This window comes from Paenibacillus sp. LS1 (assembly GCF_026013365.1).
Classification (GTDB): domain Bacteria; phylum Bacillota; class Bacilli; order Paenibacillales; family Paenibacillaceae; genus Paenibacillus.
Genome location: NZ_JAPDOE010000002.1, coordinates 821,474 through 845,818 on the forward strand (window position 1 = coordinate 821,474; position 24,345 = coordinate 845,818).

Below are 24,345 nucleotides of genomic sequence, written 5' to 3' on the forward strand. Positions count from 1 at the left end.
CCTCCGTTTTGTCTTTACGCTTCTTGACCTACAGTTTCGTCTGTAATTCCCAGCTCTTCCTTAACCCAGTCATATCCTTCAGCTTCCAGACGGTGTGCCAGTTCAGGTCCGCCGGATTTCACGATACGACCTTGCATCATAACGTGTACATAGTCAGGAGTAATGTAGTTAAGCAGGCGTTGATAGTGAGTGATGATCAAGAAACCGCGATCTTCGCTCTTCATTGCGTTTACGCCGTTTGCCACGATTTTCAGAGCATCGATGTCCAGACCGGAGTCAATTTCATCAAGTACTACGATTTTCGGATCAAGCAGCATCATTTGCAGAATTTCGTTACGTTTTTTCTCACCACCGGAGAAACCTTCATTTAGGTAACGGTGAGCGAACTCAGGGTTCATGTCGAGTTCTTTCATTTTACCTTCCATTTGACGAATGAACTTGATCAGGGAGATCTCGTTACCTTCGCCACGACGTGCGTTAATTGCACTACGCAAGAAGTCGGAGTTTGTAACACCTGCAATTTCACTCGGGTACTGCATAGCCAAGAAGAGACCTGCACGTGCGCGCTCATCTACAGCCATATCCAATACATCTTCACCATCAAGTGTAATTGTACCGTCTGTTACTTCATATTTAGGGTGACCCATCAAGGCAGAAGCCAGAGTGGATTTACCTGTTCCGTTTGGTCCCATGATTGCGTGGATTTCTCCACCTTTCATTTCCAGGTTGATGCCTTTCAGGATTTCCTTACCTTCGATCGTCGCTTTCAGACCTTCAATGACGAAATTCGTAGCCATGTGTATTGTTTCCCTCCATTGATTAAATTGATGTTGTTGTCGAAAACGAAAAAGCGCCTATTATATCTGAACAGGGCTTCCCCTGAATTTCTCCTGTACTCGAATCTTCAAAGCAAGAACACTTTAGAATAATTCTAAACTGATTCTCAATGATAATCAAGTCATTTCCTAAGAACCTTTGTCCCTTGCAGGAAACATTATTCTTTCTGATTCTATATTAAAAGACAAATTGAATCAAATCAGAAAACATCTTACGCACAAATGTACAGTGAGAAAAATCACAGCAATTCAAGCTTTTATGTCATCTGCTGTACACTAATCTAAAAAAGGACTCATCCATATTATGGACAAGTCCCTCCGTTAATAACGTTACCATTTACATTTTGAGCATCTCGTTAATCTTCTGTACCTGTTCGTCAAAATCCGCAACGTCCACCACCGGCGTCATTTCGCGCGGCACCGGACCATTCGGAATAGAAATCCATGAACGGCAACCATTATATTCAGGCAGTACGGGGATTTCCATCGGTTCTTTCAAAAGGTACACACGTAAAATCAATACATGGAGCGGATCTTTCCGTTTCCATTTCAAACGGTCTTCGGCAAAATCCGCTGTCCACATATGAAAGTCAAGAAGTCGATCCAGCATCTCCTGATCTCGTATCTCCAGATCCTGCGTTACTTCGGCATATGCAGTAATACGGATTGTCGAAGCTTCGGGCACCCATTCGGCCAATGATTCTTCAACATAGGATTGATCCGAGGACTTAATCAGTTCTTTACGCTGATGTTCATAAGTCGGATACAGGTAAAACGCTGGACTTTTCAGCTCAAAATGTCGGGTTTCCTCTACAATCCCACCTTTGCGCATCACCATAATCTGGCGACCCGTTTCCAGTGCTTTGATTGCAGAAGCCCATTCTTTTAAAGCCGGTATCGTTGGTTCTAACATAAGCGGTTCTCTCCCCTCTCGTTCTTGTCAGCAGTATAGACGCTCAGGGCGTTTCTGACAACAGGATCGGGGATCAGAAAGCTTACGTAAGAGACACACTTGTATTAGGCTACAATAGTAAATGTATTAGCCCAGGAAAGAGCGAAGCATCCACATATGTTTCTCCAGATCCGCCTTGAAGCCTGTCAGCATATCGGATGTCGGTTGATCTTCAGCTGCATCTGCAACTTCGATCCCTTCCTGATATTCATTCGAAAGTGTAGCGAAGTCCTCGATCAGGTTTTGCACCATTGTTTTCGCGTCTTCGCCGCCTGCTGCTTCCTGGATAGAGGAAAGCTCCAGATATTCTTTCATTGTAGCCGCTGGGCTGCCTTTCAGCGTAAGAACACGCTCAGCGATTTCATCCATTTGCACCGTAACTTCGTTGTAGAACTCTTCGAATTTCACATGCAATGTGAAGAAGTTAGGTCCTTTAACGTACCAGTGATAGTTATGGATTTTGACATACAATACGTTCAGGTTAGCCACCTGACGATTAAGTACTTGTTCCACCGATTTTGCTTGATCTGTTTTGTTTGTTGTAGCCATATTAATCCCATCCTTTATTTAAAATTAGTCTGTCATGCAGCGGTAATCAGGTTGTCCTGCACTGTATAACAGAGAGTTAATAATGTGTCACCGCTTGGTAGCGGGGAGGCCTGTTCGCGGCGTTTCTCTCAACCGTCCGGCCTATTTGTTTTTACCCTTGAACAGGAAGTTCGAATCAGGATCGCCTTGGCTTGTCTCAAAAAAAAGTTCAAAAACCGCGCTATTTCCGATATACTGACATATACCAAGCAAAGAAGTGGGTTTTCCTGTTTCTTCATATATATGGAGGTGGCACCTTTGTCCCAATATCACCCTTTTACCCCCCAGGATGCAATTGAACTGGCCAAAACATTACCGGGTCCATTTGCGGCAGATGCGAATCTGGATTGTCACGAGATCGGCGACGGCAATCTGAATTTGGTATTCCACATTACGGATCAGAACTCCGATAAAAGTATCATTATCAAACAGGCGCTTCCTTATGCGAAAGTGGTTGGAGAATCATGGCCACTGTCTCTGGTGCGCGCCCGAATCGAACGTGAGATTCTTCAGGAAGAGTATCGTCTGTGTCCAGGGATGGTACCTGAAGTGTATCATTACGATGATGACCTTGCTTTAACGGTTATGGAAGATCTAAGTGATCATGTGATCATGCGCAAAGGCCTGATTGAAGGTGTTACCTATCCTCTTTTTGCACAGCATATTGGGGAATTCATGGCAAGAACGCTGTTCTTCACATCCGACTTGGGCATGGATCAGCAATTGAAGAAGGAACAACAGGGCAGATTCATTAATCCGGACCAATGCAAAATAACGGAGGATCTGATCTTTGATGAACCTTACCGGATCGCTGAGAAAAACAATTATGATGCTTCCATTGAAGATGAAGCTGAAGCCCTTCGCACAGATGGAGAACTTCACCTTGAAGTGGCCTTGCTGCGGGAAAAATTCCTGACACATGGGCAGGCACTCCTTCACGGAGATCTGCATACAGGCAGTATTTTTGTTACACCTGAATCGACGAAGGTCATTGATCCCGAATTTGCATATTACGGCCCCATGGGATTCGATGTTGGTGCAGTCCTTGCGAACCTGCTCTTGAATTACGCATCCTTGCCAGGATGGATTCAGGATGAGACCGCTTTGCGTGAGCGTGAAACGCTTTTGCTGAATATGGTTCGTGATGTATGGACTGAGTTCGAATCCCGTTTCCGTGCCCTCTGGGCTAATGAACTGGTCGATCCTATGGCGAAAACGCCAGGGTACCAGGATCTGTATGTGCAACAATTGTTCAAAGATTCGATCGGCTTCGCAGGTGCCAAAATGGTTCGTCGTATTGTGGGCCTCGCTCACGTGGCGGATATAGATACCATCTCCGATGCGACCGAACGTGAACGTTCTCAGCGTAAATCATTGGCCATTGGTAAAGCTTTAATCAAAAACAATCGTCGCTTGAATACCATCGGTGAAGTGCTGGATATTGTATCTACAGCTGTGTCAACTACTAAGGCTTAACATAAGGAACGGAGGAATCATCCATGACAACCCCTGAATATCAGCCTCTGTCCTCTCTCATCTGGAAAAAGGACAAGCTTGAAATGCTTGACCAGCGTCTGCTGCCCGAAACCATCCTCATGCTGAAATTGTACACACCCGAGGAAGTATGGGAATCCATCCACTCCATGAAAGTACGCGGTGCTCCAGCGATCGGCATTGCTGCTGCATTTGGTGTCGTACTGGGTGCGAAGTCATATGACGGAACGACCATTCAAGGCTGGCTGGATCACGTAAAATCCATATGTGCTCATCTGGCTACTTCCCGTCCAACAGCGGTGAACCTGTTCTGGGCACTGGATCGCATGATGCAAAAAGCAAATGAGGTCGTTGAATCCGGCCTGAGTCTGGAAGAGGGCAATACTGCTCTTGAAGTAGAAGCCCTGTTGATTCAGAAGGAAGACGAAGAAGTGTGCCGCATGATCGGCGAGAATGCACTGCCTTTGTTCGAAGATGGTATGGGTGTACTCACTCACTGTAATGCAGGTGGACTGGCTACAGCGAAATATGGTACGGCAACCGCTCCAATGTATCTCGCACAGGAACGTGGCATTCACCTGAAAGTATTTGCAGACGAGACTCGTCCTGTACTTCAAGGTGCACGCCTGACTGCATTTGAGCTACAGCAGGCTGGCATTGACGTTACGTTGCTCTGTGATAACATGGCAGGCATGGTCATGTCCAAAGGCTGGATTCAAGCTGTTATCGTCGGAACAGATCGTGTTGCTGCGAATGGTGATGTAGCTAACAAAATCGGGACCTACAGCGTAGCCGTGCTTGCCAAAGCACACAATATTCCGTTCTATGTAGCGAGCCCATTGTCGACCATCGACTTGTCTACTCCATCGGGAGACCTCATTCCGATTGAGGAACGTGCTGCGGAGGAAGTGACTGAAGGATTTGGTAAACGTACCGCACCGCAAGGTGTTAAAGTATACAATCCAGCGTTTGACGTAACGCCTAACGAATATGTAACAGCTATTATCACGGAAAAAGGCGTTGTTCGCGCTCCTTTCCAAGAAAATCTGGCTGCCTTGTTCGCGAAGGAAGAAGCTTAACTTATGAAGAGTATTTAAAAAAAGTTTGTGTATATAGAGTTGGTGCATATCGTTGGTGGATACGACGTGCACTAGTTCTGAATTACGACGCTAAAGAAGGGCTTCCCATATGGGGAGCCCTTTTGTTAGTGATTAGATCATTTTCAACAAAGCCTCTACACCCGTCATGCCAACCGTAATGCCCATGGCCTCGGCTTCTGTTGTCACCGACTCCATAGGTGCATGCAGCAACTGCTCTAGTGTACGCACACCAACCGCCCGAGCTGCAATAATTTTGCGATCCCCGAGCTTCTCATTAAGTAATCCCACGTCGAGTGCTCCGCACATGATATATCCTTTGGATGTGTTAATGGTCAGCAACGTTGTTTTGGGCAGCTTAACTTCTACCCCAACCAATACATGCTCTCCAACTACAATAGGCTCCATCGTCACCATAATTTCCCGATCCACCTCCTCTTCCACAGGTCACGATAATTGTATGCCTCATTCTGGATTGTCGTGTGGACACCTGCCGTGTTTGAGAAAATGTAGGTACTTACTATATTGTTGGTAATTCTCTCCGCAGACTTAGATATTAGAAATATGCTTAGTTGGAAAATAAAAAGACCCTCCTAATCCAAATTGAGTCAAGTGGGCCTACCTTAAAACGTATGCTCATCATTCTTTAATCGCCTTATCTCCGTTAACTCTCTTCTGATTCCCAGTACACGTCTATGAAGTACACTTCGATCTATTGATTCAGCTACCGACTTTTTGAACTGGACATCCAAATCACTTAATTGCTCCTGAGCTAGTTTCTTTTTATGTATTGGTTTAACTGGAACTTTTGTAGTTTCAGGCCTGATAGGCTTCAATCTTTTCTGCTTCATAATCTGTTCAAATACACTGTCCTCTTGACGCATGGTCTTCATTCCTTAATATGTGATGAACACATTGTATCATAACGAGAAGACGACTGTTACACAATAAAGTACAGATGCTTAGATTTGGGCAAAGCCTAAACGCAAAAAAAAGAGGGCCTATGCCCCCTTTGATAGTTAACTCATTTTATAAAATGTAAAAATACGCTTGATTCCCTGGACTCTTCACAATCACTGTGGTTACTAAATCACTGGCATCCCGTTTACGGATACTTGTGATAGAATCTAGCTCCTCATTCGCAATAACTCTTGGTAGGATATACGCGGCCAGATCAGGCTTGGAAATTGTCAGTTCAGTAGCCATATCCACAATCTGTCTCACATCTACTGTAGACTGCATATCCTTCCACTCTCGCACCTGAAGATAGCCATCCAAATATTCTCTTTCCTTGATACTAATGTGGCTATCCAAAACATCCATATACTTGACTTCAATGTTGGAAAGTACATCAGGTCTGGAGATATATAATTGCCCAGGCTGTTCTTCCAAATAAGGAATCTCAAGAGTGCCTGCCCTCTCATCATGATCTAATGCTCTGACTTGAAGGATACTATTCAGATCAGGCTTATTAACCATAATCTCCGAAATCACAGTCGAATCACAGTCGTACATGACCGTTAACAAAGACCCCAACGTTGAAGTTGCTTTTATATAATTGGAGACTTCCAATGAAGCATGAAGATCAGGTATGGATACAATTAAACTCGTATCCCGTCCATCATTGAACAACTGTGATATCGTTAACGTACTAACCAGAGACATTTGTCTATCTACCGTAATAACTGAAGGTAGGTCAGGATGAGAAACTGCGATTTCTACAGTTTTTTCGTCGTCCAGACCTTTTCTAACGGCAAGATTGCCGTCTGTATCTCTAGTTGTTCGTATGGCGGTAATGAACTGTGAATGAAGCTCGGGCTTAGAAATAGCAACCCATGTTTCCTTCTCTTCTGTCCTACTTTCAGCAATAGAAATGTTCGAATTCAGTTCCGCATCTATACGTTTAGCTATTATCAGATCTACATCCATGTCCGGACGGCTGACTGTGATTACTTGAGGTATATCATGATGCATGTGATCCTCATAGCGGTGGACGTACAACTGAGATTTGAGCCAGTCCAGCCCAATATCACTGTGTACAACTAACGTTGAAGCTATATCCTTGCGACCTGCACCATAAATAAAAACTTCACTTTCAATTTCGGTTCGACCGATGGAATAGATCTGAGAAGTGATATATTTAATCTGCAAAACAGGTGGTTTGGAAGACTCACGAGTGTTGAAATATATCGGCGTGTTACCGCTAGACTGAATAATCATTCCAACATTCGAAAGAATACCTTCTCTCCACATTTGAAGTAATGCCATCATATCAAACTCAACATAACGTTCAGTTTTATTAATGATATAACTTGACGATAAGAGCTGAATGGACTGAGGTCTGTTCGCATACGTAATCCCGTACTCCCGCCACAATGTATCAGGCTGATGCAGCTCAATGTGTGCTCCAGGTGCCAGGGTTCCTGTGTAATATAACCTCAATTTAGCTTCTTCCAGATATAACAGATCAGGTATTCTGGTATCCAGATCACCGAAATGTATAAATGATTCGAATTGCTCCATCTCGTCTCTGCCGATCATCATACGCTGTGTATCACCAAAGTTGATCGTTTGCAAGTGAGTTTGACTTCGCGTGGTTGCATCAGCAACAGGCTTAAGATTAACAGTTACACGAGGTGCTTCCAGTAATTCATATTTGCCGTGTGCACGGTTATGTGGCCGAACGTACAGCATGCCTTCAAGATCAACTTTGGATGCCGCTTGAATGGTTGCGCTCAGATCTCCTTGCGATCTATACATCACCGATAGCGAATTACTCAATTCCTGTGACCGCCTGACACGTATGGATACACTGGAGACGATCTCGGACACTTTTCTTGTAGCAGCTATTAGGGTCGAAGACAGTCCTTCATCCACTTGATTGTACAGGATATACTTTGCTGCAAAACGATTTTCTGGACTTTTAATATGTATATAACTATCTAATAGAGTCTCCCCGTTATTAATTCCACTCACTTCCTGTCTCATTGTATTGAGAGCTACACCCGGTCTGCTGTGACCTTCATTTCAAAATTACCATTAGGATTCGGCTTGGCATGAATATCCGTTGCGATACGAATATAAAAATCGATGCTGTCCTCCGGTTGGATCAGACCATAGGTCAGATAATCGATCGGAAGAAACGGGTCGCCCTGTCTGGATAATTGGACGTCAACACCGTCCGTTTCGAATTTCTTATCCATCTCCAGGTATACATGATCCACAGCATATCCAAGCAAGTTTTTGATTCTGACTTTCTTCGTTAACGTTGTCTGTCCGGCAATGATTACCCCATAATCAAGTTGTTTCAAAATACCACCAAAGGTATCTGACAGAAAGTCTCCAGACTCATCCATAAACATTAATCCTGAATACGATCCGATAAACTTGGTTTCCCAGGAATCTACGGCACCCCAATAGTCCTGAAATTCAACCTTCAAGGTATTCTCTACGCCAAAATTAACATTTCTCTCGTCAATATTGAGTTCAATATTGAATGGTGAAGCTGCTAGTCGCGTAAAATTGCCATCCGCCGGATAATACGTTTTACCGTTCAACAAGACGCGGTATTTAACCTTGCCCTGATCTGCATCATCCACCACACCTGTAAGTTTGTTACCAGAGAAGGTCAGGTCGATTGTGGCTGTGGTGTTTAACAGTTGCAGTGACATATCTCTAAATTCCACTGCATGTCGCGGTGCATTAACGACCATCTTCACTTCGTCAAGCGAGTAGCTGTTTTCATAATGCTTACTGCTATCGAAGTAATAGGCGATTCGTGTTAAAGCTATTAGATCCTTTTCAGGGATGGCGTTGAGTGTGTCCAGATTCATTCCTTTTCTTTTGAATAGGGTTGTATTCTGGATATCCATATCGAGCCACTTGTTGAAACGGTATGTCTTCCATGTGAGCCCCGAATCGAACGAAGCAGCCATTCTTAATACACCTTCCGGACTATTCTCCGTTACTTTCGTAGCGACAACCTTTTTCACGTCTCCATATAACGCTATGTCTGTTGGTTGCACAATTAATTGCTCAAACGGTAGCGCGTTATACGTTAGTATCATGTCCCGATTACCTGCAATTACCTCTTCATCATTCGTCCACGTAACCACGTCAAAATCTCCCTCAAGTTCATCCAATGGGGAGTAGTTAGCCGTGATATTCAGTTCCGCTGATGTTTTGGATGGATCATCTGTGTAGTATAGAACATCCACACTATCACCCAACTCGTCGTAGAGGGTAAATGGTTCGGTTTCGATTGTAATCGTTGATTCGGTTTGATTTGGGTCATCGGTGTATTCGATGATTTTGATCTCTTTGTCTTCCCATTCTTCGGCTAGGGTGAAGGGATCGGTTTCAATTGTGACTACTGATTCTGTTGCCGTTGGATCATCAGTATAATAAAGTACTTCAATATCCTTGTCTGCCCACTCTTCTTCGAGAGTAAAAGGTTCGGTTTCGATGTTAAAGGATGCATTCGAAACTCTTGAATCTGTTGTGTAATAACACAATTCTATTTCGCCTACCAACTTCACCCACATGTCTTCTGGAATAGTAGTGATATCATCTATCCCAAATTCTTTATAATCATTTTCCGTTGGAATTGCATTAATCAGAGTTGTCCAGCTCGTACCATTGATATATTTATATTGATCGGCATGGAAGACTAATGTTTTATATGAACCAGTAGCACCAAACTCACCAGAACTATCAATATCAATAGCATCTATCCAAATATTTGCGTTTTGATTATTTTTAATTTCAACAGTGTGAACTTTATTAATCAAACCTAGTTTTTCATAAGTAAGAACTTGATAAACTAATCCAGCATTCTGAGTGGTTTTTTCAACTACTCCATCTATGATGACACTAATATCACTACTACCAGTTGTATATTGAGCTCCGATTAACCTAATTTTAGTACCCTTAAAGGTAAACTTAACAGTACTATCATTAGTCGATGCTAACATCGCTGTGTTGTTATATAAATCGCTAGATGCTGGTTTTGACCAACTACTTCCAGCGTAGGTGATTAGCTCATGTCGATCATCAATTCTCTGCCAACCCGATTCTGGAGATGGTAAAAATTGTCCTATTGTTGCCATTGTCTCACTCCTCTCTAAATTCTAAATCAAACAATCATTTCACATGCTTATGTGATTGATGCTTTCTTGATTGGTGTTTTTGATGTATCTATTTTTTGCTTGAAGACTTTTCCCGAACCAAGCACTATTGAGTTAGGAGCAATTCCCTTCCACACTCTGATCTGACTGTTCATGTCTATTTCGTAATTTTTATTTAGCCCATGATTAATATAGTCATTTTCATTTAATGAATTTTTATTTATTACATCATAAGACATTGGAATACTAGCTATGATATTAAAGTCACCTAAAGACTTTCTTCCATTTGGATTAGCTGTGACTTCAATTTTATAGTAATCATGAGATTCATTTGTAGATAGAGGGTACTCTTTGTAAACTCCAGACACCCAATCCGTAACTCCTCTTTGCGAATCTAACACCTTCCAATCAACACCATCATGACTCCCGTAGAAATTCCAATCCTTTGGAGCATAATTGATATCTGACATACCAGCTAGGAAACCTTGAATGACATAAGAAAAGGGTACTTTTTTATTGCTTGGCATGTGCATGACTATCCATCCAGCTTCTAATGCACTTGTCTCTGAAACCCATGCAAGACCCGAACCGCTCGCTGTTTTTCTGTCAAACGCACCCCAAGCATGCCAAGTAGTGCTAGTCTTAGGATCTCCAGTAAGGGTTATGCCGCTGGCGCTGTCAACATTGGAAGTCATTATTGGAATAATGTATTCACCAGTGCGTACTTTTGAAGAAAATGATACATACTCATCTCTAGATGAAATCAAGAATTTATTCAAACCTGAAACAATTTCACCGTCAGAGTCGATGTCTATGGCATCAAGAGAGAAGTTATTGCTTGTACTTGTTGTTGTTAACTTTACTTTGTGAAAACCATATTGTAAGTTTAGTCTTTCGAATACAATTACCCTGTATTTGTTTGTAGAGTTATTTGGATTGTATGAAGATATAACCCCATCCAATTCTACTGTTACGTTATTCACTCTGTTTGACCAATACATATCAATTATTCTTAACTTTGTTCCATAGAAATAGAATTCGATTGAATTTGTTGTTGCTCCACTCAGAGTAAAGTAATGAGCTGTTCCTGCATACGTATTTGGATCTCCCGTAACAGAAAGCCAGTTGCCATTGTATTTGATGTTCTTATTTGCATCATCAACTCTTTGCCACCCAGATTCGGGATTGAGCAGTTGATCTCCTACTGTTGCCATTCAACCATCTCCTTTCAAAATAAATAGAACACACCATATAGATATGTTCATAAATTTAGCCTAATATAATCTTGTGCGCTTTGTGCTTTGACCTGTCGATTGGTTGCCTGAAGAGTTTGCCTGATCCCAGCGGAATTGAATCCTCCTTAATTTGTTGCATAATATTCAACTCTTCAACTGTATCCATTTGAAATCCTTTGTCCATACCATTACGAATATAACTTCCCTCGCTAGAAGGACATTCTAATAGAATAGAAGGCATCAACCCATAAAACTGAACAGAAAAAATACTCACCCAAGCATTTCCACTAGTCGCTAATGTCGCTTCTAGTTTGTAATAGCTATAAAATTTATCATTCTGTATATCAAACGTCTGTATTGTTGAAGTATTCGATACTAGTGACGTTTTGGTATCAAGGGTATCCCAAGTAGTACCATTATTAGATGCCATGAATTTAAATGTCCTCAGACCAGCCAAAAAAGAATATCTTTTTACACACACAGGTTCATTGAATCTGAAACCTACATAAATTGGTTTTGACGAGTCTGGTATGAAATTAGTGCCATAAGCGGTAGTATCATCATTATCAAAAGCCTTCCAAGTGTAACCTGTCGAATAACTTGCTGATCCAATAACACTACCAAATGCATTATCATATCCATCCATCAATGGAACCAAGGGTTTGCCAACTTTTTTGTATAATGAATATGTCGTCTCTCCTGATGAAATCAAGATTTTTTTTAGAACTGGGTCAATTACTTCATTGTAAATTTCAAGCTCATCTAAAACTCCTTTCCCAAATCCACTCGCTACTGAAGCGAATCTGCCAAGTGTAAGATTGTTTGAATAAACTCCAGATTCAAGACTTAATGCCGTCCCACTATGAACGAGAACATTGTCAATGTAAATCTTCACTGAATTTGATGATAATGTTCCATCATAAGTGTACAAAAAATCGTGAAAAGAATTATCGTTATAGTGCCCACCAGCCCACCTAAAATTAAATGTACCTGAAGTTCCTCTTGATACTTGAAACACTATTCCACTAGGATTAGTTGCGAATAAGAATCCTCGTTGTGCAGATGTTCCTCCACAATCAATAATAGCAATATCTGTACTTGGGATATCAGAGTATTTAAACTTAAAACGAATACTTTTTTTACCTACAGGTACTACTGGAGCATTAAAAATAACATGGCTATTTGTTCCATTGAATGATCTTGCATTTCCACTGAGTCCAGTTACTACATTTGATCCATTATTAGTCCCAATAAAAGAATCTTTACTATCCACCAAATTTCCAGATTCTTCATCCATCTTAAACCATGCAACTCCACATTTATCCATCAAATATTTTGTATATGCAGGATTATGACTTATCATTTAAACAGCTCCTTTCAAAATAAAATAGAACACACCATATAGATGTGCTCCTCATAAATTTAGCCTAGTATAATTTTATCTACTCGGCGGTTAGACATATCAACTGTGTGCTCAAAAGTTTTTCCTGAGCCAAGCACAGTATTTCCTTTTTTAAAATTTTTCTTTGTTTTTGAAATTTGATTGAAATCATTTAAATCTCCTACACCACGATTCAAAAAATCTGTTTCGGTTGCAGATTCCATTTGAACTACATAAGATGGTTTCATTTCGAACATTTGAAGTTCGTATAGGGCTGGTAATGTCACACCATTGCTGAGCGAAGTGATATAGAGCCTATAATGAGTATAAGATTTTCTATTTGGAATAACATAATCCAATACACCACTAACCCCTCCAACAATTGAGTGAAGAATATCATAGTTAATGCCATCATTACTTCCTTGAAATTCATAGTTGCGAGGATAATAAGTTGTGTTTGTAACGTAAAGCCTGTACTTTACTATCACTTTTGGTTTTATGAATTTATATCCTATCCACTTTGGCATAGTAGTAGGAAGAGTGTTGTTTCCCCATCCAGTACTTAAACCTCCATCGAATGATTCCCATCCAAAAGTTTGAGTTCCATTAGGCGTATTACTTACAAGAACCTCACCTTCAGGAGTTGTATTGCTCGTCATTTTAGGTATGGAGGTTGTTTCTTGAATTCCATCGTTTATTAGAGAGTAATACTTATCCCCTGACGAAAGTAAGAATTTACTATGTGGATTTCTAAACTCACCTGTTGAATCAATCTCAATTGAATCGATAGCTAAAACTTTCCCTGTCTCACTAGATGGAATTGATATTTCTACATAATGATATTCTAATGCTAAATCAGTAATTTCAAAAACCATAACTTGGTCTAGAGCACTCGCGCGGTAAGCACTATATATCTTACTTACTCCATCTATAGTCGCACTATTTTTTGTTGATCTGTTTGCACTAGCATTATCATAAATACGTAGCTTAGTACCATAAAACCAAAATCCCATTTTACCGAAAGTGTTAGTTGCGGTTGAGACAAGTGTACCTCTCCATCCATTCGTATATGTGTAATTAGTGCTCCAAACACCTGTAAACGTAACGTTTAATAATTCTGTCACAATGTCATATCTTGACCATCCTGATTCTGGAGTAGTTGATACTCTACCAAGCAAATACCCATCTGAATCAATATCTATCGCGTCAAAAATAAATAATGCAGTATCCACCGTTTTTATTTGTACTGTGTGTACACCCTCTGTTAGCCCTGAAATATCAAAAACTAAAGCTTGTGTTAATCCACCGCTTGTGGATGTCTCATTAATTGTGCCGCGAAGTGTTCCATCAATAATTACTTGTGTTGTTGTTGTCCTGCCAGCTAACCTTGCACCTATAATTCTTATCTTTGTGCCTTGAAAACTAAAGTTAACGGTAGCTCCATTGGTTTGCGTAAATGTAGCTGATCCATTATAATTGGAAGCCAAAGTCTCTGTTTGCCAAGTTCCTGTATAGGTAATTGCAGAGTATAAGTTATCATACCTTCTCCAACCATGTTCTGGTTCTGGTAGCCTTTCCCCCAAAGTTGCCATATAAATATCTCCTTTCTATGTGAAATCATTAATTTACATGACGGATTGTCAAACCAAGTGCGACAGTTCTTCTGTGAAAGATTCGTGAGCGGTCTTCCAACCCAAGCATTTTCGTGGTCTGTGATTTATTAGATCGAGTGAATTGGCGAGTTCATCATCATACACCCCTGCGAGATTGGTACCTTTAGGGAAAAACTCTCGAAGTAATCCGTTCGCATTCTCGTTGGAACCGCGTTGCCAGGATGAATACGGATCAGCAAAATAAACGTGTAGGTTATGGGTGGTTTCCAGATTGGCATAGCATGCAAACTCCTTGCCTCGGTCAGCCGTGGCTGTGAGGAAGGTTCCCGTGGGATACTGTGAAATCGCTACACCGAGCGCAATCTCCATCGACAAAGCGGTGCGATCAGGCATGAGAACAGCGGTATATAGACGTGTCTTACGTTCAATCAACGTCGCTACGCAGCCTTTACTTTTCCCACTACCCGATACAACGGTATCCAGCTCCCAGTGTCCAAATGTTTCACGAGTACGGACTTCTTTTGGGCGATCTGAAATCGTCCTTTCAATGGCGAATTTACCGCGCGTTTCTGCGGGTTTCTGACGCTTCCCCTTATGCCGAAGAACCTGTAATACGCCTCGAACCAGGCGCCCTGCATAGATCCAGCGATAGATGGTTTTGAAAGAGACGGCATGCCGCCCTTCGATGCGGAAACGTTCGGTGATTTGTTCCGGAGACCACGTTGCCTCCAATTTTTCCTCCAGTGAAGCAGCCAAGGCATCGGACCAATTCCCTGGAGAGACCGAAGCCTTACGACGCTCCTCATAAGCATTCTGAGCTTGTTCTGCCTGATACGGATGTGATGAAGTCACACGATCTAACTCACGACAAATCGTCGATGGATGCCTACCCAGTTCTTTCGCAATGGCTCTTGAGATTCTACCTTGTCTGTGGAGGACTTCTAGCTTGCTACGTTCGATTATGCTAAGATGTCTGTAGCTCATGGTTGGATTCTCCTTGTGTGAATGGTGTTGTGGTGACTTCATTCTACACGAATCCGGCCATGGGCCATTTTTTATTTATTTCCAGTAGGTGTCGCACTTCATATTACAATTCGTCACATACAAAAAGAAGTAGAGCATTCAAACCCTACTTCACACTTACATTTGTTATTTCGAAAAACTTATTCAGATCGATTCTTTCTTTAAATAACTTGCCTGATCCTAACGATCTATTGGCAGTCATAGTCCGAATGAAAACTTCGTTTTTTCTATCTAATACAGATAGATCATCCATTCCGTCATTAATAAAAGTGTCTTCTACTGGTAAAGTTGCGGATATTGTATTCCAAGTTAAAGCTTCAGTTTGGTATTTTTTATACGCTCCTTCATGTTTAATTAACGATCTGATCATTGGAAGAATTTCAATTTCCATCAATGGTCTAAAGCCCGTAGCAGTTGCCGCCGCAACATAAGAGGTTGGATTATATCCGCTTGCTCCTGCATTGCCACTTGCACCTCGTCCAGTTCTGTTTCCCGAACCAGCGGCATTAGTTGTGGAAGTCCACGAAGCTCCACCACCATAATTCCATACATTGTTGTCACCAGCAATGATTTTCCCATTTAATGTTGAGTTAACAATACACTTATCCCATTCATTATCCTTATCTGTTGCGTTAATGCCGCCTGTGAGAAGTCTTACTTTAAAAATATGATTATTGTCTATTTTCTCTGAATAACTTAACTCAAGGTTTAATCTTGCCGCATTACTATTCGATACCTGTGTGGTCTTCATAATCTTGTAATATCTGTATTCTACGGGTTCGTCAAAATAAAATGTAGCTTGTTCTGAGTCGATCCAAGTAGATTTTTGGCAACTTTTTATTAGAGTATAGTCAACATTATTATCACTTCCATACACATCAATCACTGAAGCCATGTTCGCTCCTCTATAAGCAGTTACCTTTATTTCTCCAAACTTCACTTTTCGCTTACAGTCTAATATTAAACCTGTACCTGCATAGGAACCCCATGATCCATTTAACGAAAAGGCTCTCCAAGGATCTTCATTGGTCAGGGAATTCCCAACACCAGTTACGCTATATACATCGGAAGCTGAAGTTAAATACGGTGTCTTGTTATGCGTATTAAGTATAGTTGTTGATTCAACCCCAAAAACATAACCCTCCTTGTTAATTGAATCCCAGGATACAGCATTCTGTATGTTTCTATCAGCCACTAGAAATTTTCTCTTATTCCAGTCTTCAACCATAATCCAATAAAAATCTCCCATTGGGATAGGACTTCCTGAAGGACTTATAAAGTCAAAAGTCTCTTCTCCAAGCCTACTAAATACTCCAGCACTATTCCTAGCCGCAATGTAATGACATCTGATTCGCTTGCCAATCTCAAGTTCTGTAATATTTGTCACTTCATCTGGATGATATAAACGACCATTGGAATCAATATCAATTGCATCTATTCCTATGTAATTAGCATCCATAATTTCAACCTCAACGTAATGAATATTATCTATCAAACCAGTTTTCTCGTATACAAGAGTTTGCATTTGTTGTGTTCCATAATTATTTCCCAGCACTTCCGAAACTCCGTCAATGGTAATTCTAGATATTCTAGACCGATTCATATTTCGTTCGTCTATGATTCGAAGTTTAGTCCCTTCAAAAGAAAACTTTACTTTACTACCTACAACATTGGAAGCTGTTATTTCACCCGAATAGTAGGATGTACTTGTCCATGTTCCCCAAGTACCAGTATAGGCAAGACTTGAATCTTTATTGTCATACCTTCTCCACCCCTCATCTGGTGTTGGTATTTGTGATCCAATATTAGTAATAAGGTGACCATCGGAATCAATATCTATAGCGTCTATTCCCCAATTTCCTGCACCTACCGAATCTAACCTGACAGTGTGCGGAGTATTTGAAAGTCCTGTTTTTTCATAAACAAGAATCTGTCTAATGTCTGTTGTATTGTATGGATTGTATGTTTCTAAATTTCCATCTATAAACACCCTAATTTCTTTAGCTTGAGTAGGGGTAGTACCAGCTATTAACCGCAATTTTGTTCCTATAAATGTAAATTCTAAACTAGAACCCGCTTTAGTTGCATCTGTCCAATAGTGAAGTGTACCATTATAGTCTACGGTGCTATTGTTAACAAAAGTGACTGACCCGCCCCATTTTAATGTTGGATGATTATCATCATATCTTTTCCAACCCTCATCTGGTGTAGTTAATTGCGTTCCAATAAGTCTTACCATGCGTCCAGTTACATTAATGTCTATTGCATCAATATGAAAATTACCTGTGCCACTAACTTTTTTAACTATAACCTCATGAACCCCATCAGTTAAACCAAATTGTTCAAAAACTATCCTTTGAGATTGAAGAGAAGAAGATGAAGTTGATAGATTGATATATTTTATTACTCCATCAATACTAACTTCAACATTTGTATCATATGCGCTACCATACTCTGCAATAAGTCTAAGCTTGTCTCCTGCAAAGGAGAATTTTATTTGATTTCCTATTACATTACTATACTTAACAGAGCCACCTTCAAATACACGCCCTGTGGAATTCGCTACTGTCTTCCAATCTGTACCCAAGAACTGTGCGTAGTCATCCGTATCATACCTTCTCCATCCATCTTCTGGTGCTGTTGCTTCAGATCCAACAGATCTTATTAAGCGACCATCGGAATCAATGTCTATAGCGTCTAGACCGAAAGCGGCGGCGGCAGTTCCAGTCATCACACCCTTGAAGTCGAAAATCTTCACAGTATGCGTCCCGTAAGGTAGATTTTTCTTTTCATATACAAGCGTTTGCACTTGACTCTGAGCGGTTCTAGCTGTAAATGTCTCAACACTACCATCAATGGAAACAGATATGCTCTCTGCTCTGACTGTGGAGGTAGTTGAAGAGATAATCCTTATCTTAGTTCCTACGAAAGAGAAAACTACTTCCCCTACAGCAGACCCATTTGCATTGTAAGAAGATTTGCCCTCATATGCACCTGCAACGGCAAGGTTCCTTTGGGTAAACCCCGTGTAGCTAAAAGATGGCTCAGCATCATCATACCTTTTCCATCCATCTTCAGGCGCTGTTAAAGAATACCCATATAAGTAACCTGTCTCATCAATATCAATAGCATCCATGATGAAGTTAGTACGATTATGCCCTATCGTAATTGTAACTGTGTGAAATCCAAGAGGTAAGTTCGTTTTCTCATAGACAATTGCATTTAACACAGTAGTACCCGTTTTATTTGTAGTAAATGCTTCCGTTGCACCATCTACAGTAATTGTGTTATCAGAGTGTCTATCTTGAGCAATATCAGAGATAATCCTAACTTTCGTTCCATAAAAGCTAAATGTTACATAGTTGTTGTCTGCGGCTCTGGTTGTTACATTGACACTACCATTATAGTAAGTTGTGCTGGTTACTTTGTACCAACTCCCTGTATACTTTAAACCAACATGTGTATCATCATATCGTCTCCATCCCGATTCTGGTAATGCCAGTTGGTCTCCTACTGTAGCCATATTCTACACCTCCCTATATTCAAATACTGGACGAAACCCAATATAATTCTGAGATGCTGAGCTTCCTGTAAAAGCAACACCTCTATTGTCATCTCGTGACTCAAACCCTCGTACTATTCTGCTTGTTGAACTCGCTGTTAAGGCAGTTCCTTTGTTCGTAGTCCATAAACCCAGAACAGGCGTTTCCTTTGCCCAACAAAACACGTTATGGTGATGCCAAACATTATCATCATTAGGTGTAGCCTTGCCACCCAAACTGGACTTCATAATATATTTGTCATATTCATTATTATTGGGGAATGCCCCCAATCCTAAATCCTTCATACTCAGTTTCCCATTCGCATCTGCATATCCCACTCCACCAGATATACTACGGACAATTCCTGATGTTTCACTTATAATGCGCGGGGAACCTTCAACAAACTTATTGGAATTTAACCAATCCCATGTTATCGTGTTATTTACAACTCTATCTGCTATTAGCAACCCTCTATCCACTTTGATGACATACCAAAAATATTTCAAAGGCATACTGGCTAATGGATTTCCTGTTAGCGGAATTTCTGTATACCCCGTCGTACTTCCCCCAAAAATATATCCACTTATTGTATTATCGTATTTCCAAACAATGTAGTCTCCGATTTCCATATCAGATAGCTTTTCTCTCAACTGTCCTGTAGTCGATGGAGCTGCCATAAAATCACCCCTTACTCACTCTGATTCTATCTACTTTCTTAAATTTCGCTTTTTCAACCTTCTGACGTAGCACCATCCCTGTTGGAGTATCCGAAGCTCGTTCTATGTTCAATTGATATAGTTTCTTTAAGCCTAGTGAACCAGATTCACTTTCAATAAAAGGATTACTGTATTTATCCTTCTGATTAAAATCGTCTATGTAAAAGTTCGAATATTTCTTTTCTGCAAAAATCTCAATTTTCACCTTGGCATACTTTGCAGGAGATTTGGACACAGCGCTATTAGATGAGACTTCCTCATACTCCAACCACTCAAAGCCGTCTTCAGATGTACTCCAGTAAATCTTGTATGCTGCGCCCCCCGCAACATCTACCTTTGCAGCCACACCTTTAAATGATGCGATCTTATCTTGAATCCGAATGGGAGTGGACTCCCAAGATCCAGTAACAGGATAGATTGAATTCCCGTCCGCATCATGACCCAGTTCTCTTAATTTCAACTTCTGATCCTCAACTATCGTATCTTTAAAAACACCTACAGATAGATCTATATCTAGTAGAATTTCTTGAATTGCCATATTTTCACCACCTATCTCATATCAAAATCCAGCTTAACGAATGTCCCAGTTTATGATCCCAGCATGATTTGCCTTCAGAGGGGCTATGATTCGATCTACGACAAACCCATTTTTACGAATAACGAGTTGCCCAGGCAAGTCCAGGTTAGAAGAAATTTTTATTTGAAAGAATACAGATTCCTTTAGAGGCAGGGAACATACGCATTGAAAATTAATTTGTGCATCATTCAGGTTCATTGTTTTTTTGTAACCAAAGTTAAAACACTCAATCGTATTTCTGAAAGCCCCTGAATTCGCTTGCCCTAAAAATCCAGCCATATTCGCTTCTGAGGATCCATTTTTGAATTGGATGATGTCATTGTACACAAACGTTCTCCCGGTTAAAGGGTACTCCTGCTCCTCACATTCATAAGACATGGAATAACGATCAGCATTAATGTGGAAGACCCCATTGGCAACATTGTAATAAACTTGGGATCCTTGGCCCATCAATCCGAATAACACCAACTTCTCTTTGTTGATTTCATAAAAGCGGTTAGCATGTTGTGTCTGAAGATCATACTCACTCAAATACGTTCCATCATAATAATCGGCAATCCATATATAAGCTTGAGATACAGGTGAACGAGAGTACTGTTTCTGACCTAAAATCACAGTTTTTCCTCCTCATAGATAAATAAAAAGACAGGCTATAATAGCCTGTCTGCATCATTAACTTTTCTTAAACGTACCGATAGGAGATACGTTTCTTGAACTCTTGTTTACCACTACGAGCATTCAAGGGTACTTCGCATTGAATAGACAGCGTCACATAGTTACCTGCCGCGTCTTGTGGATCTCCATTATTATTAACTCCCAATATCTCTTTTGCACCCGGTACTAGCGGTGTTGCATAAGGTGTTCCTGAATAATCCACCGTTGTTTTGCCCGTAGTTCCAATAGGCTTCGAAAAATCCTTGCCTACACGAGAGCTCTCTTCATCCAGATCGTTCTCCCCAAGTGAGTCCACTTGTACATGAAACCAGTTGTTTTTAACAGCTTCAATATCGTGTTTAATTGTATCACCAGTGCCCCCATCCATATCCCGTGTTGTAAAGGTGCAATCCTCCATTTTGGACACATCCGTCGTACCACCTTTGTTGTTCCACACATTAAAAATTCGAACCTCACTTTTGGTATCTGCATCAATAACACCATAATCAAACGGTGCTACAATCTCCTTGCTATGTGTTGCGTCCATCCATGTAATAATTGGTTGTGTCATTATAATCAATCTCCTTTTTTATGTTCTTATGGTTAATTGAATTGTAAGATGTTGAATATCAAGTCCTGCTTTGATAATTTGAATCCGAAATAAATCCCCTGCCGAAACTTGTTTGTTACTAAACTTCGCCTTTTTGTTGTCAACATGAGCTAGAGCATTAAACTCCAATGGAGAGTCCATAATATCCACCCAGTGGATTAGATCTCTGGATTTCTCAATTCTGATCTCTGTTTCTGTTTCTCCATAGACGCCACAAAAACCCTTCACATCCAGGATCTCTCCATGAAATGGGAAAGGAGCTACTACCCCTATGACTTCCTGAAAGACATAAGACTCTTTGCAAAATACAATTACACGGTCTTGGACTTCCAGTGGAATTTCGTTTAACTTCAGATGCTCAGCTATACTCATTAAGCCATCCTTATACGGATTAACTACCTGCAAATTCTGGCCAAACACATCAATTTCAATCCAGTTGTTTCCATCATAACGATATCTTTTGCCATCCTTGTAAGTTTGAACCGTCCATCCTGTCTCAGGAAAAGGGTAAGTGTCCCGCAGTTCACGAAGATCCGATACCGGACTTTTATACACGAGTCGAGTGGTTTGATAGGCATCTTTGGCTCGATTCGCAGCTTCTAGCGCTTCATCTGCTGCCTGGTTGGCATGATCCGTAGCACGCCGCGCTTGCCCTGTCTGGTCTATGGACTGCTGAATGACTTCTTCTACTCGTTCCATCGCCAGTTGCGTCTCATCCAACTTACGCTGTGATTCTTCTATAAAATCTTGCAATGTTTTGACAACATCCGGATTACGCGTAATCATTGCATAGATTCGCGAAGCGGGATACATAATGAGTCCTCTACCTTTATACCGACATAGATGAACCCGCCCTTCTTGAGAAGGGTGAAATTGAATGGTACCCATGCCATAATGAACGAGAAACTCATTCTCTGCCAACTTCTGTTTTTTCTCATATACATGTTGGTCAATCTCAACAAAACCACTAATAACAACCTTATCGGTAGATGAAGGGATTTCAAGTAAAGTGATTATGCTATTAATGACAGGTAACGAATCTGTCCGATCCACATATGGATCTACTGCATCCCCCTTGCGGGCAATAATTGTGAGAGGATCATTATACTGCATATGTGTATGTAAATTTGACAATAGTTCACCTCCTTTCGTTTAATACTCAGTTTGTATATACATTGCTGCTTCCAGTCGTGATTCGAGCCGAAGTACCCAATGATGTAGTAACTGTCGAATTGACACTGCCAATGGCTTTAGCTCCTGCAAATACGGTCGTACTCCCTGATGCAACTCTTCCCTGTCCACTGCCCGATGTGGAGGGTCTTATGTTAATATATCTTGTTGAACCATTACTCGTTGGTACAGCAGGACTTGCCGTCCATGTATCAGGAGAAGGGTCGTTCACACATGTTACCGCCCGTCCATTCGCATACACCGTGGAGTTGGATACTGTCCCCGATGAGGTTATGACTGCATTGGTGCTTCCACTACCAGCTGATGTCCAGTAGCCTCCCCATTCTGTAGGAACCCAATTTTCGATGTCATATGTAACATGCCCACTTTTACTTGTCTGACTTACACTTGAACCGTTATAAGCTACTCCAGTCATTTAACCTCCTACTGTAACAACTTGAATTGATATCTGAACTGGATTCGTGCATCTCCACGAACACGCAAAATATTTTTCCCTACCGATAAACTTAGGAATCGATCGTTGAAATCCTTATACCTATACGTTACGGGAAGAGAGGATTCTATATGTTGTCTCTCGTTATCCACATACACTTCCTCATCATGCACCAGATTCTTGAAACGAAACTCTTCAGCATGTCGGGATTGATTGTCAATCTGAAAGTCACCGTTTCCTTGCTTGTGAATCCAAATTTCAGGCTTACAGACCTGATCTCCTTTATTGAACAGCACAAGAACCGGTTCAAACGAAAAAGTGATTTCTTTCAATTTCGGTGATTTACTCAAGTCACTTGTATCAAACAAGACACGATACATAAAATGGTGCTGATCGACCGCTGTGTCTTCATTCAGTCCAGGTACAATTCCATCATTGATGCACGTTTCCCAAGAACTCCATTCCATTCCATCCATTGAATGTCTCGTCTGTACGGTAATTCTGGAACTCTCCGAACTAACTTCACTAACCCAACTCACCCGACTTAACACGCCTCCTGATTCAATAGGAATCTGAATTGGACGAGATTCATAATGACCTTTCTGATGTGTTACTGACAGCCAATTAGCCATATAAACACCTACTCAATCTTCCCAAAAGGTCGAAACCAGGCAGCTGAACCGATTTCTTTCCATTTTGCGATTCGATGTGTGGACCAGACTGCATTCTTGTCATACGTTGTTGTTCCATCAATCGTAGTCCATGTTGGCTCTTGATCACCGGACTCTCCTGCCTGGATGCATATGTAGTATCTGCCGTTATCTATTGTAGGCAACACCATATCATTTTTCTGATACAGGGTAGTTGAAGCCCATTGACTCGTTGCCCGAATATCCTGAAATTCAGACCCTTCTGATATTGGGAAAACAGGTTCCCGATAACCGGAGTAACCGGACTGGATGCATTGATACACATGACCATTATCCACCGTTGGCACGATGTAATCTCCATTTTTGTAAGAATGCACACTCTCCCACTTGGGAGCAGCTTTACCCGCACGTGTGTTTACCCAGCCATAATAACTGCCATATACGCAGTTGGCATTACGTAATGTCGCATTTTGCAGATAGTCTCCGCGAATAGGGATGTCTGTTACAAAGTCATCGGATATCTGGTCCAACTTTTGAAAGTTTTCACCCAAATCTCGAATGGTGTTCTCAATCTCATCTGTAAACGCTGGTATTTTTAATTGAAGCTTGGATGTATTTGTTGACATA

General features: G+C 41.1%; 21 protein-coding genes. 2 read left to right on the forward strand and 19 right to left on the reverse strand.

Annotation, left to right across the window (positions count from 1 at the left end; all coding sequences use genetic code 11):
* Positions 1-14: 14 nt before the first annotated feature.
* From sufC to OM416_RS13100, 3 genes are all read right to left on the reverse strand, one after another.
* A complete protein-coding gene (sufC, locus tag OM416_RS13090) occupies positions 15-797 on the reverse strand; it encodes a Fe-S cluster assembly ATPase SufC (protein ID WP_062833524.1) in 783 nt (260 codons plus the stop codon).
* A 376-nt stretch (positions 798-1,173) separates the two neighbouring features.
* Entirely contained in the window at positions 1,174-1,749 is a 576-nt protein-coding gene (locus tag OM416_RS13095; protein ID WP_145319637.1) for a DUF1802 family protein, read from the reverse strand.
* A gap of 126 nt (positions 1,750-1,875) precedes the next feature.
* The gene (locus tag OM416_RS13100; protein ID WP_264929855.1) at positions 1,876-2,337 is read right to left on the reverse strand and encodes a Dps family protein; all 462 of its coding nucleotides are present in this window, start codon (positions 2,335-2,337) and stop codon (positions 1,876-1,878) included.
* A 297-nt stretch (positions 2,338-2,634) separates the two neighbouring features.
* On the opposite strand from OM416_RS13100, the gene mtnK reads away from it, so the two are divergent.
* Positions 2,635-3,852: an S-methyl-5-thioribose kinase gene (gene mtnK / locus OM416_RS13105; protein WP_264929857.1), complete on the forward strand. Its 1,218-nt coding sequence runs from the start codon at positions 2,635-2,637 to the stop codon at positions 3,850-3,852.
* 23 nt (positions 3,853-3,875) lie between these two features.
* Complete coding sequence (mtnA, locus tag OM416_RS13110) at positions 3,876-4,949, forward strand: S-methyl-5-thioribose-1-phosphate isomerase (protein ID WP_062833520.1); 1,074 nt, start codon at positions 3,876-3,878, stop codon at positions 4,947-4,949.
* Positions 4,950-5,081: 132 nt separating this feature from the next.
* Here mtnA and OM416_RS13115 read toward each other — a convergent pair whose 3' ends face one another.
* The 16 genes from OM416_RS13115 to OM416_RS13190 all read right to left on the reverse strand — a co-directional run bounded on the left by OM416_RS13115 (position 5,082) and on the right by OM416_RS13190 (position 24,344).
* On the reverse strand, positions 5,082-5,384 hold the full coding sequence (locus tag OM416_RS13115) for a YunC family protein (protein WP_017689545.1): 303 nt from the start codon (positions 5,382-5,384) through the stop codon (positions 5,082-5,084).
* A 612-nt stretch (positions 5,385-5,996) separates the two neighbouring features.
* On the reverse strand, positions 5,997-7,943 hold the full coding sequence (locus tag OM416_RS13120; protein WP_264929858.1) for a DNRLRE domain-containing protein: 1,947 nt from the start codon (positions 7,941-7,943) through the stop codon (positions 5,997-5,999).
* A 23-nt stretch (positions 7,944-7,966) separates the two neighbouring features.
* Positions 7,967-10,075 carry a hypothetical protein gene (locus OM416_RS13125; RefSeq protein ID WP_264929859.1) on the reverse strand — a complete coding sequence of 703 codons (2,109 nt, stop codon included), beginning with the start codon at positions 10,073-10,075 and terminating at the stop codon, positions 7,967-7,969.
* A 47-nt stretch (positions 10,076-10,122) separates the two neighbouring features.
* Positions 10,123-11,307, reverse strand: coding sequence for a hypothetical protein (locus tag OM416_RS13130; RefSeq protein WP_264929860.1), 1,185 nt, complete (start codon positions 11,305-11,307; stop codon positions 10,123-10,125).
* Positions 11,308-11,362: 55 nt separating this feature from the next.
* Complete coding sequence (locus OM416_RS13135; RefSeq protein WP_264929862.1) at positions 11,363-12,691, reverse strand: LamG-like jellyroll fold domain-containing protein; 1,329 nt, start codon at positions 12,689-12,691, stop codon at positions 11,363-11,365.
* Positions 12,692-12,750: 59 nt separating this feature from the next.
* Positions 12,751-14,301: a hypothetical protein gene (locus OM416_RS13140; protein WP_264929863.1), complete on the reverse strand. Its 1,551-nt coding sequence runs from the start codon at positions 14,299-14,301 to the stop codon at positions 12,751-12,753.
* A 48-nt stretch (positions 14,302-14,349) separates the two neighbouring features.
* Positions 14,350-15,306 (reverse strand): IS30 family transposase, encoded by a 957-nt coding sequence (locus OM416_RS13145; RefSeq protein ID WP_264929864.1) that lies wholly within the window; start codon positions 15,304-15,306, stop codon positions 14,350-14,352.
* A gap of 145 nt (positions 15,307-15,451) precedes the next feature.
* Positions 15,452-18,868: a hypothetical protein gene (locus OM416_RS13150; RefSeq protein ID WP_264929865.1), complete on the reverse strand. Its 3,417-nt coding sequence runs from the start codon at positions 18,866-18,868 to the stop codon at positions 15,452-15,454.
* A gap of 3 nt (positions 18,869-18,871) precedes the next feature.
* On the reverse strand, positions 18,872-19,564 hold the full coding sequence (locus tag OM416_RS13155) for a hypothetical protein (protein WP_264929866.1): 693 nt from the start codon (positions 19,562-19,564) through the stop codon (positions 18,872-18,874).
* 4 nt (positions 19,565-19,568) lie between these two features.
* Complete coding sequence (locus tag OM416_RS13160) at positions 19,569-20,141, reverse strand: hypothetical protein (RefSeq protein ID WP_264929867.1); 573 nt, start codon at positions 20,139-20,141, stop codon at positions 19,569-19,571.
* 33 nt (positions 20,142-20,174) lie between these two features.
* On the reverse strand, positions 20,175-20,795 hold the full coding sequence (locus OM416_RS13165; RefSeq protein WP_264929868.1) for a hypothetical protein: 621 nt from the start codon (positions 20,793-20,795) through the stop codon (positions 20,175-20,177).
* Between the two features lie 67 nt (positions 20,796-20,862).
* On the reverse strand, positions 20,863-21,405 hold the full coding sequence (locus OM416_RS13170) for a hypothetical protein (RefSeq protein ID WP_264929869.1): 543 nt from the start codon (positions 21,403-21,405) through the stop codon (positions 20,863-20,865).
* 18 nt (positions 21,406-21,423) lie between these two features.
* Entirely contained in the window at positions 21,424-22,578 is a 1,155-nt protein-coding gene (locus tag OM416_RS13175) for a hypothetical protein (RefSeq protein WP_264929870.1), read from the reverse strand.
* A 25-nt stretch (positions 22,579-22,603) separates the two neighbouring features.
* Positions 22,604-23,050 (reverse strand): hypothetical protein, encoded by a 447-nt coding sequence (locus OM416_RS13180; protein ID WP_264929871.1) that lies wholly within the window; start codon positions 23,048-23,050, stop codon positions 22,604-22,606.
* An 8-nt stretch (positions 23,051-23,058) separates the two neighbouring features.
* Positions 23,059-23,700 (reverse strand): phage tail domain-containing protein, encoded by a 642-nt coding sequence (locus OM416_RS13185; protein ID WP_264929872.1) that lies wholly within the window; start codon positions 23,698-23,700, stop codon positions 23,059-23,061.
* Between the two features lie 8 nt (positions 23,701-23,708).
* Entirely contained in the window at positions 23,709-24,344 is a 636-nt protein-coding gene (locus OM416_RS13190) for a hypothetical protein (protein WP_264929875.1), read from the reverse strand.
* Position 24,345: the final 1 nt, after the last annotated feature.

Bases quoted from the DNA above. Each gene is read 5' to 3' on its own strand.
- OM416_RS13095 (WP_145319637.1), bottom strand. From the start codon at position 1,749: ATGTTAGAACCAACGATACCGGCTTTAAAAGAATGGGCTTCTGCAATC.
- OM416_RS13135 (WP_264929862.1), bottom strand. From the start codon at position 12,691: ATGATAAGTCATAATCCTGCATATACAAAATATTTGATGGATAAATGT.
- OM416_RS13100 (WP_264929855.1), bottom strand. From the start codon at position 2,337: ATGGCTACAACAAACAAAACAGATCAAGCAAAATCGGTGGAACAAGTA.
- OM416_RS13150 (WP_264929865.1), bottom strand. From the start codon at position 18,868: ATGGCTACAGTAGGAGACCAACTGGCATTACCAGAATCGGGATGGAGA.
- OM416_RS13115 (WP_017689545.1), bottom strand. From the start codon at position 5,384: ATGGTGACGATGGAGCCTATTGTAGTTGGAGAGCATGTATTGGTTGGG.
- OM416_RS13125 (WP_264929859.1), bottom strand. From the start codon at position 10,075: ATGGCAACAATAGGACAATTTTTACCATCTCCAGAATCGGGTTGGCAG.
- OM416_RS13130 (WP_264929860.1), bottom strand. From the start codon at position 11,307: ATGGCAACAGTAGGAGATCAACTGCTCAATCCCGAATCTGGGTGGCAA.
- OM416_RS13170 (WP_264929869.1), bottom strand. From the start codon at position 21,405: ATGACACAACCAATTATTACATGGATGGACGCAACACATAGCAAGGAG.
- OM416_RS13180 (WP_264929871.1), bottom strand. From the start codon at position 23,050: ATGACTGGAGTAGCTTATAACGGTTCAAGTGTAAGTCAGACAAGTAAA.
- mtnA (WP_062833520.1), top strand. From the start codon at position 3,876: ATGACAACCCCTGAATATCAGCCTCTGTCCTCTCTCATCTGGAAAAAG.
- OM416_RS13140 (WP_264929863.1), bottom strand. From the start codon at position 14,301: ATGGCAACTTTGGGGGAAAGGCTACCAGAACCAGAACATGGTTGGAGA.
- OM416_RS13190 (WP_264929875.1), bottom strand. From the start codon at position 24,344: ATGTCAACAAATACATCCAAGCTTCAATTAAAAATACCAGCGTTTACA.
- OM416_RS13160 (WP_264929867.1), bottom strand. From the start codon at position 20,141: ATGGCAATTCAAGAAATTCTACTAGATATAGATCTATCTGTAGGTGTT.
- sufC (WP_062833524.1), bottom strand. From the start codon at position 797: ATGGCTACGAATTTCGTCATTGAAGGTCTGAAAGCGACGATCGAAGGT.
- OM416_RS13185 (WP_264929872.1), bottom strand. From the start codon at position 23,700: ATGGCTAATTGGCTGTCAGTAACACATCAGAAAGGTCATTATGAATCT.
- OM416_RS13145 (WP_264929864.1), bottom strand. From the start codon at position 15,306: ATGAGCTACAGACATCTTAGCATAATCGAACGTAGCAAGCTAGAAGTC.
- OM416_RS13155 (WP_264929866.1), bottom strand. From the start codon at position 19,564: ATGGCAGCTCCATCGACTACAGGACAGTTGAGAGAAAAGCTATCTGAT.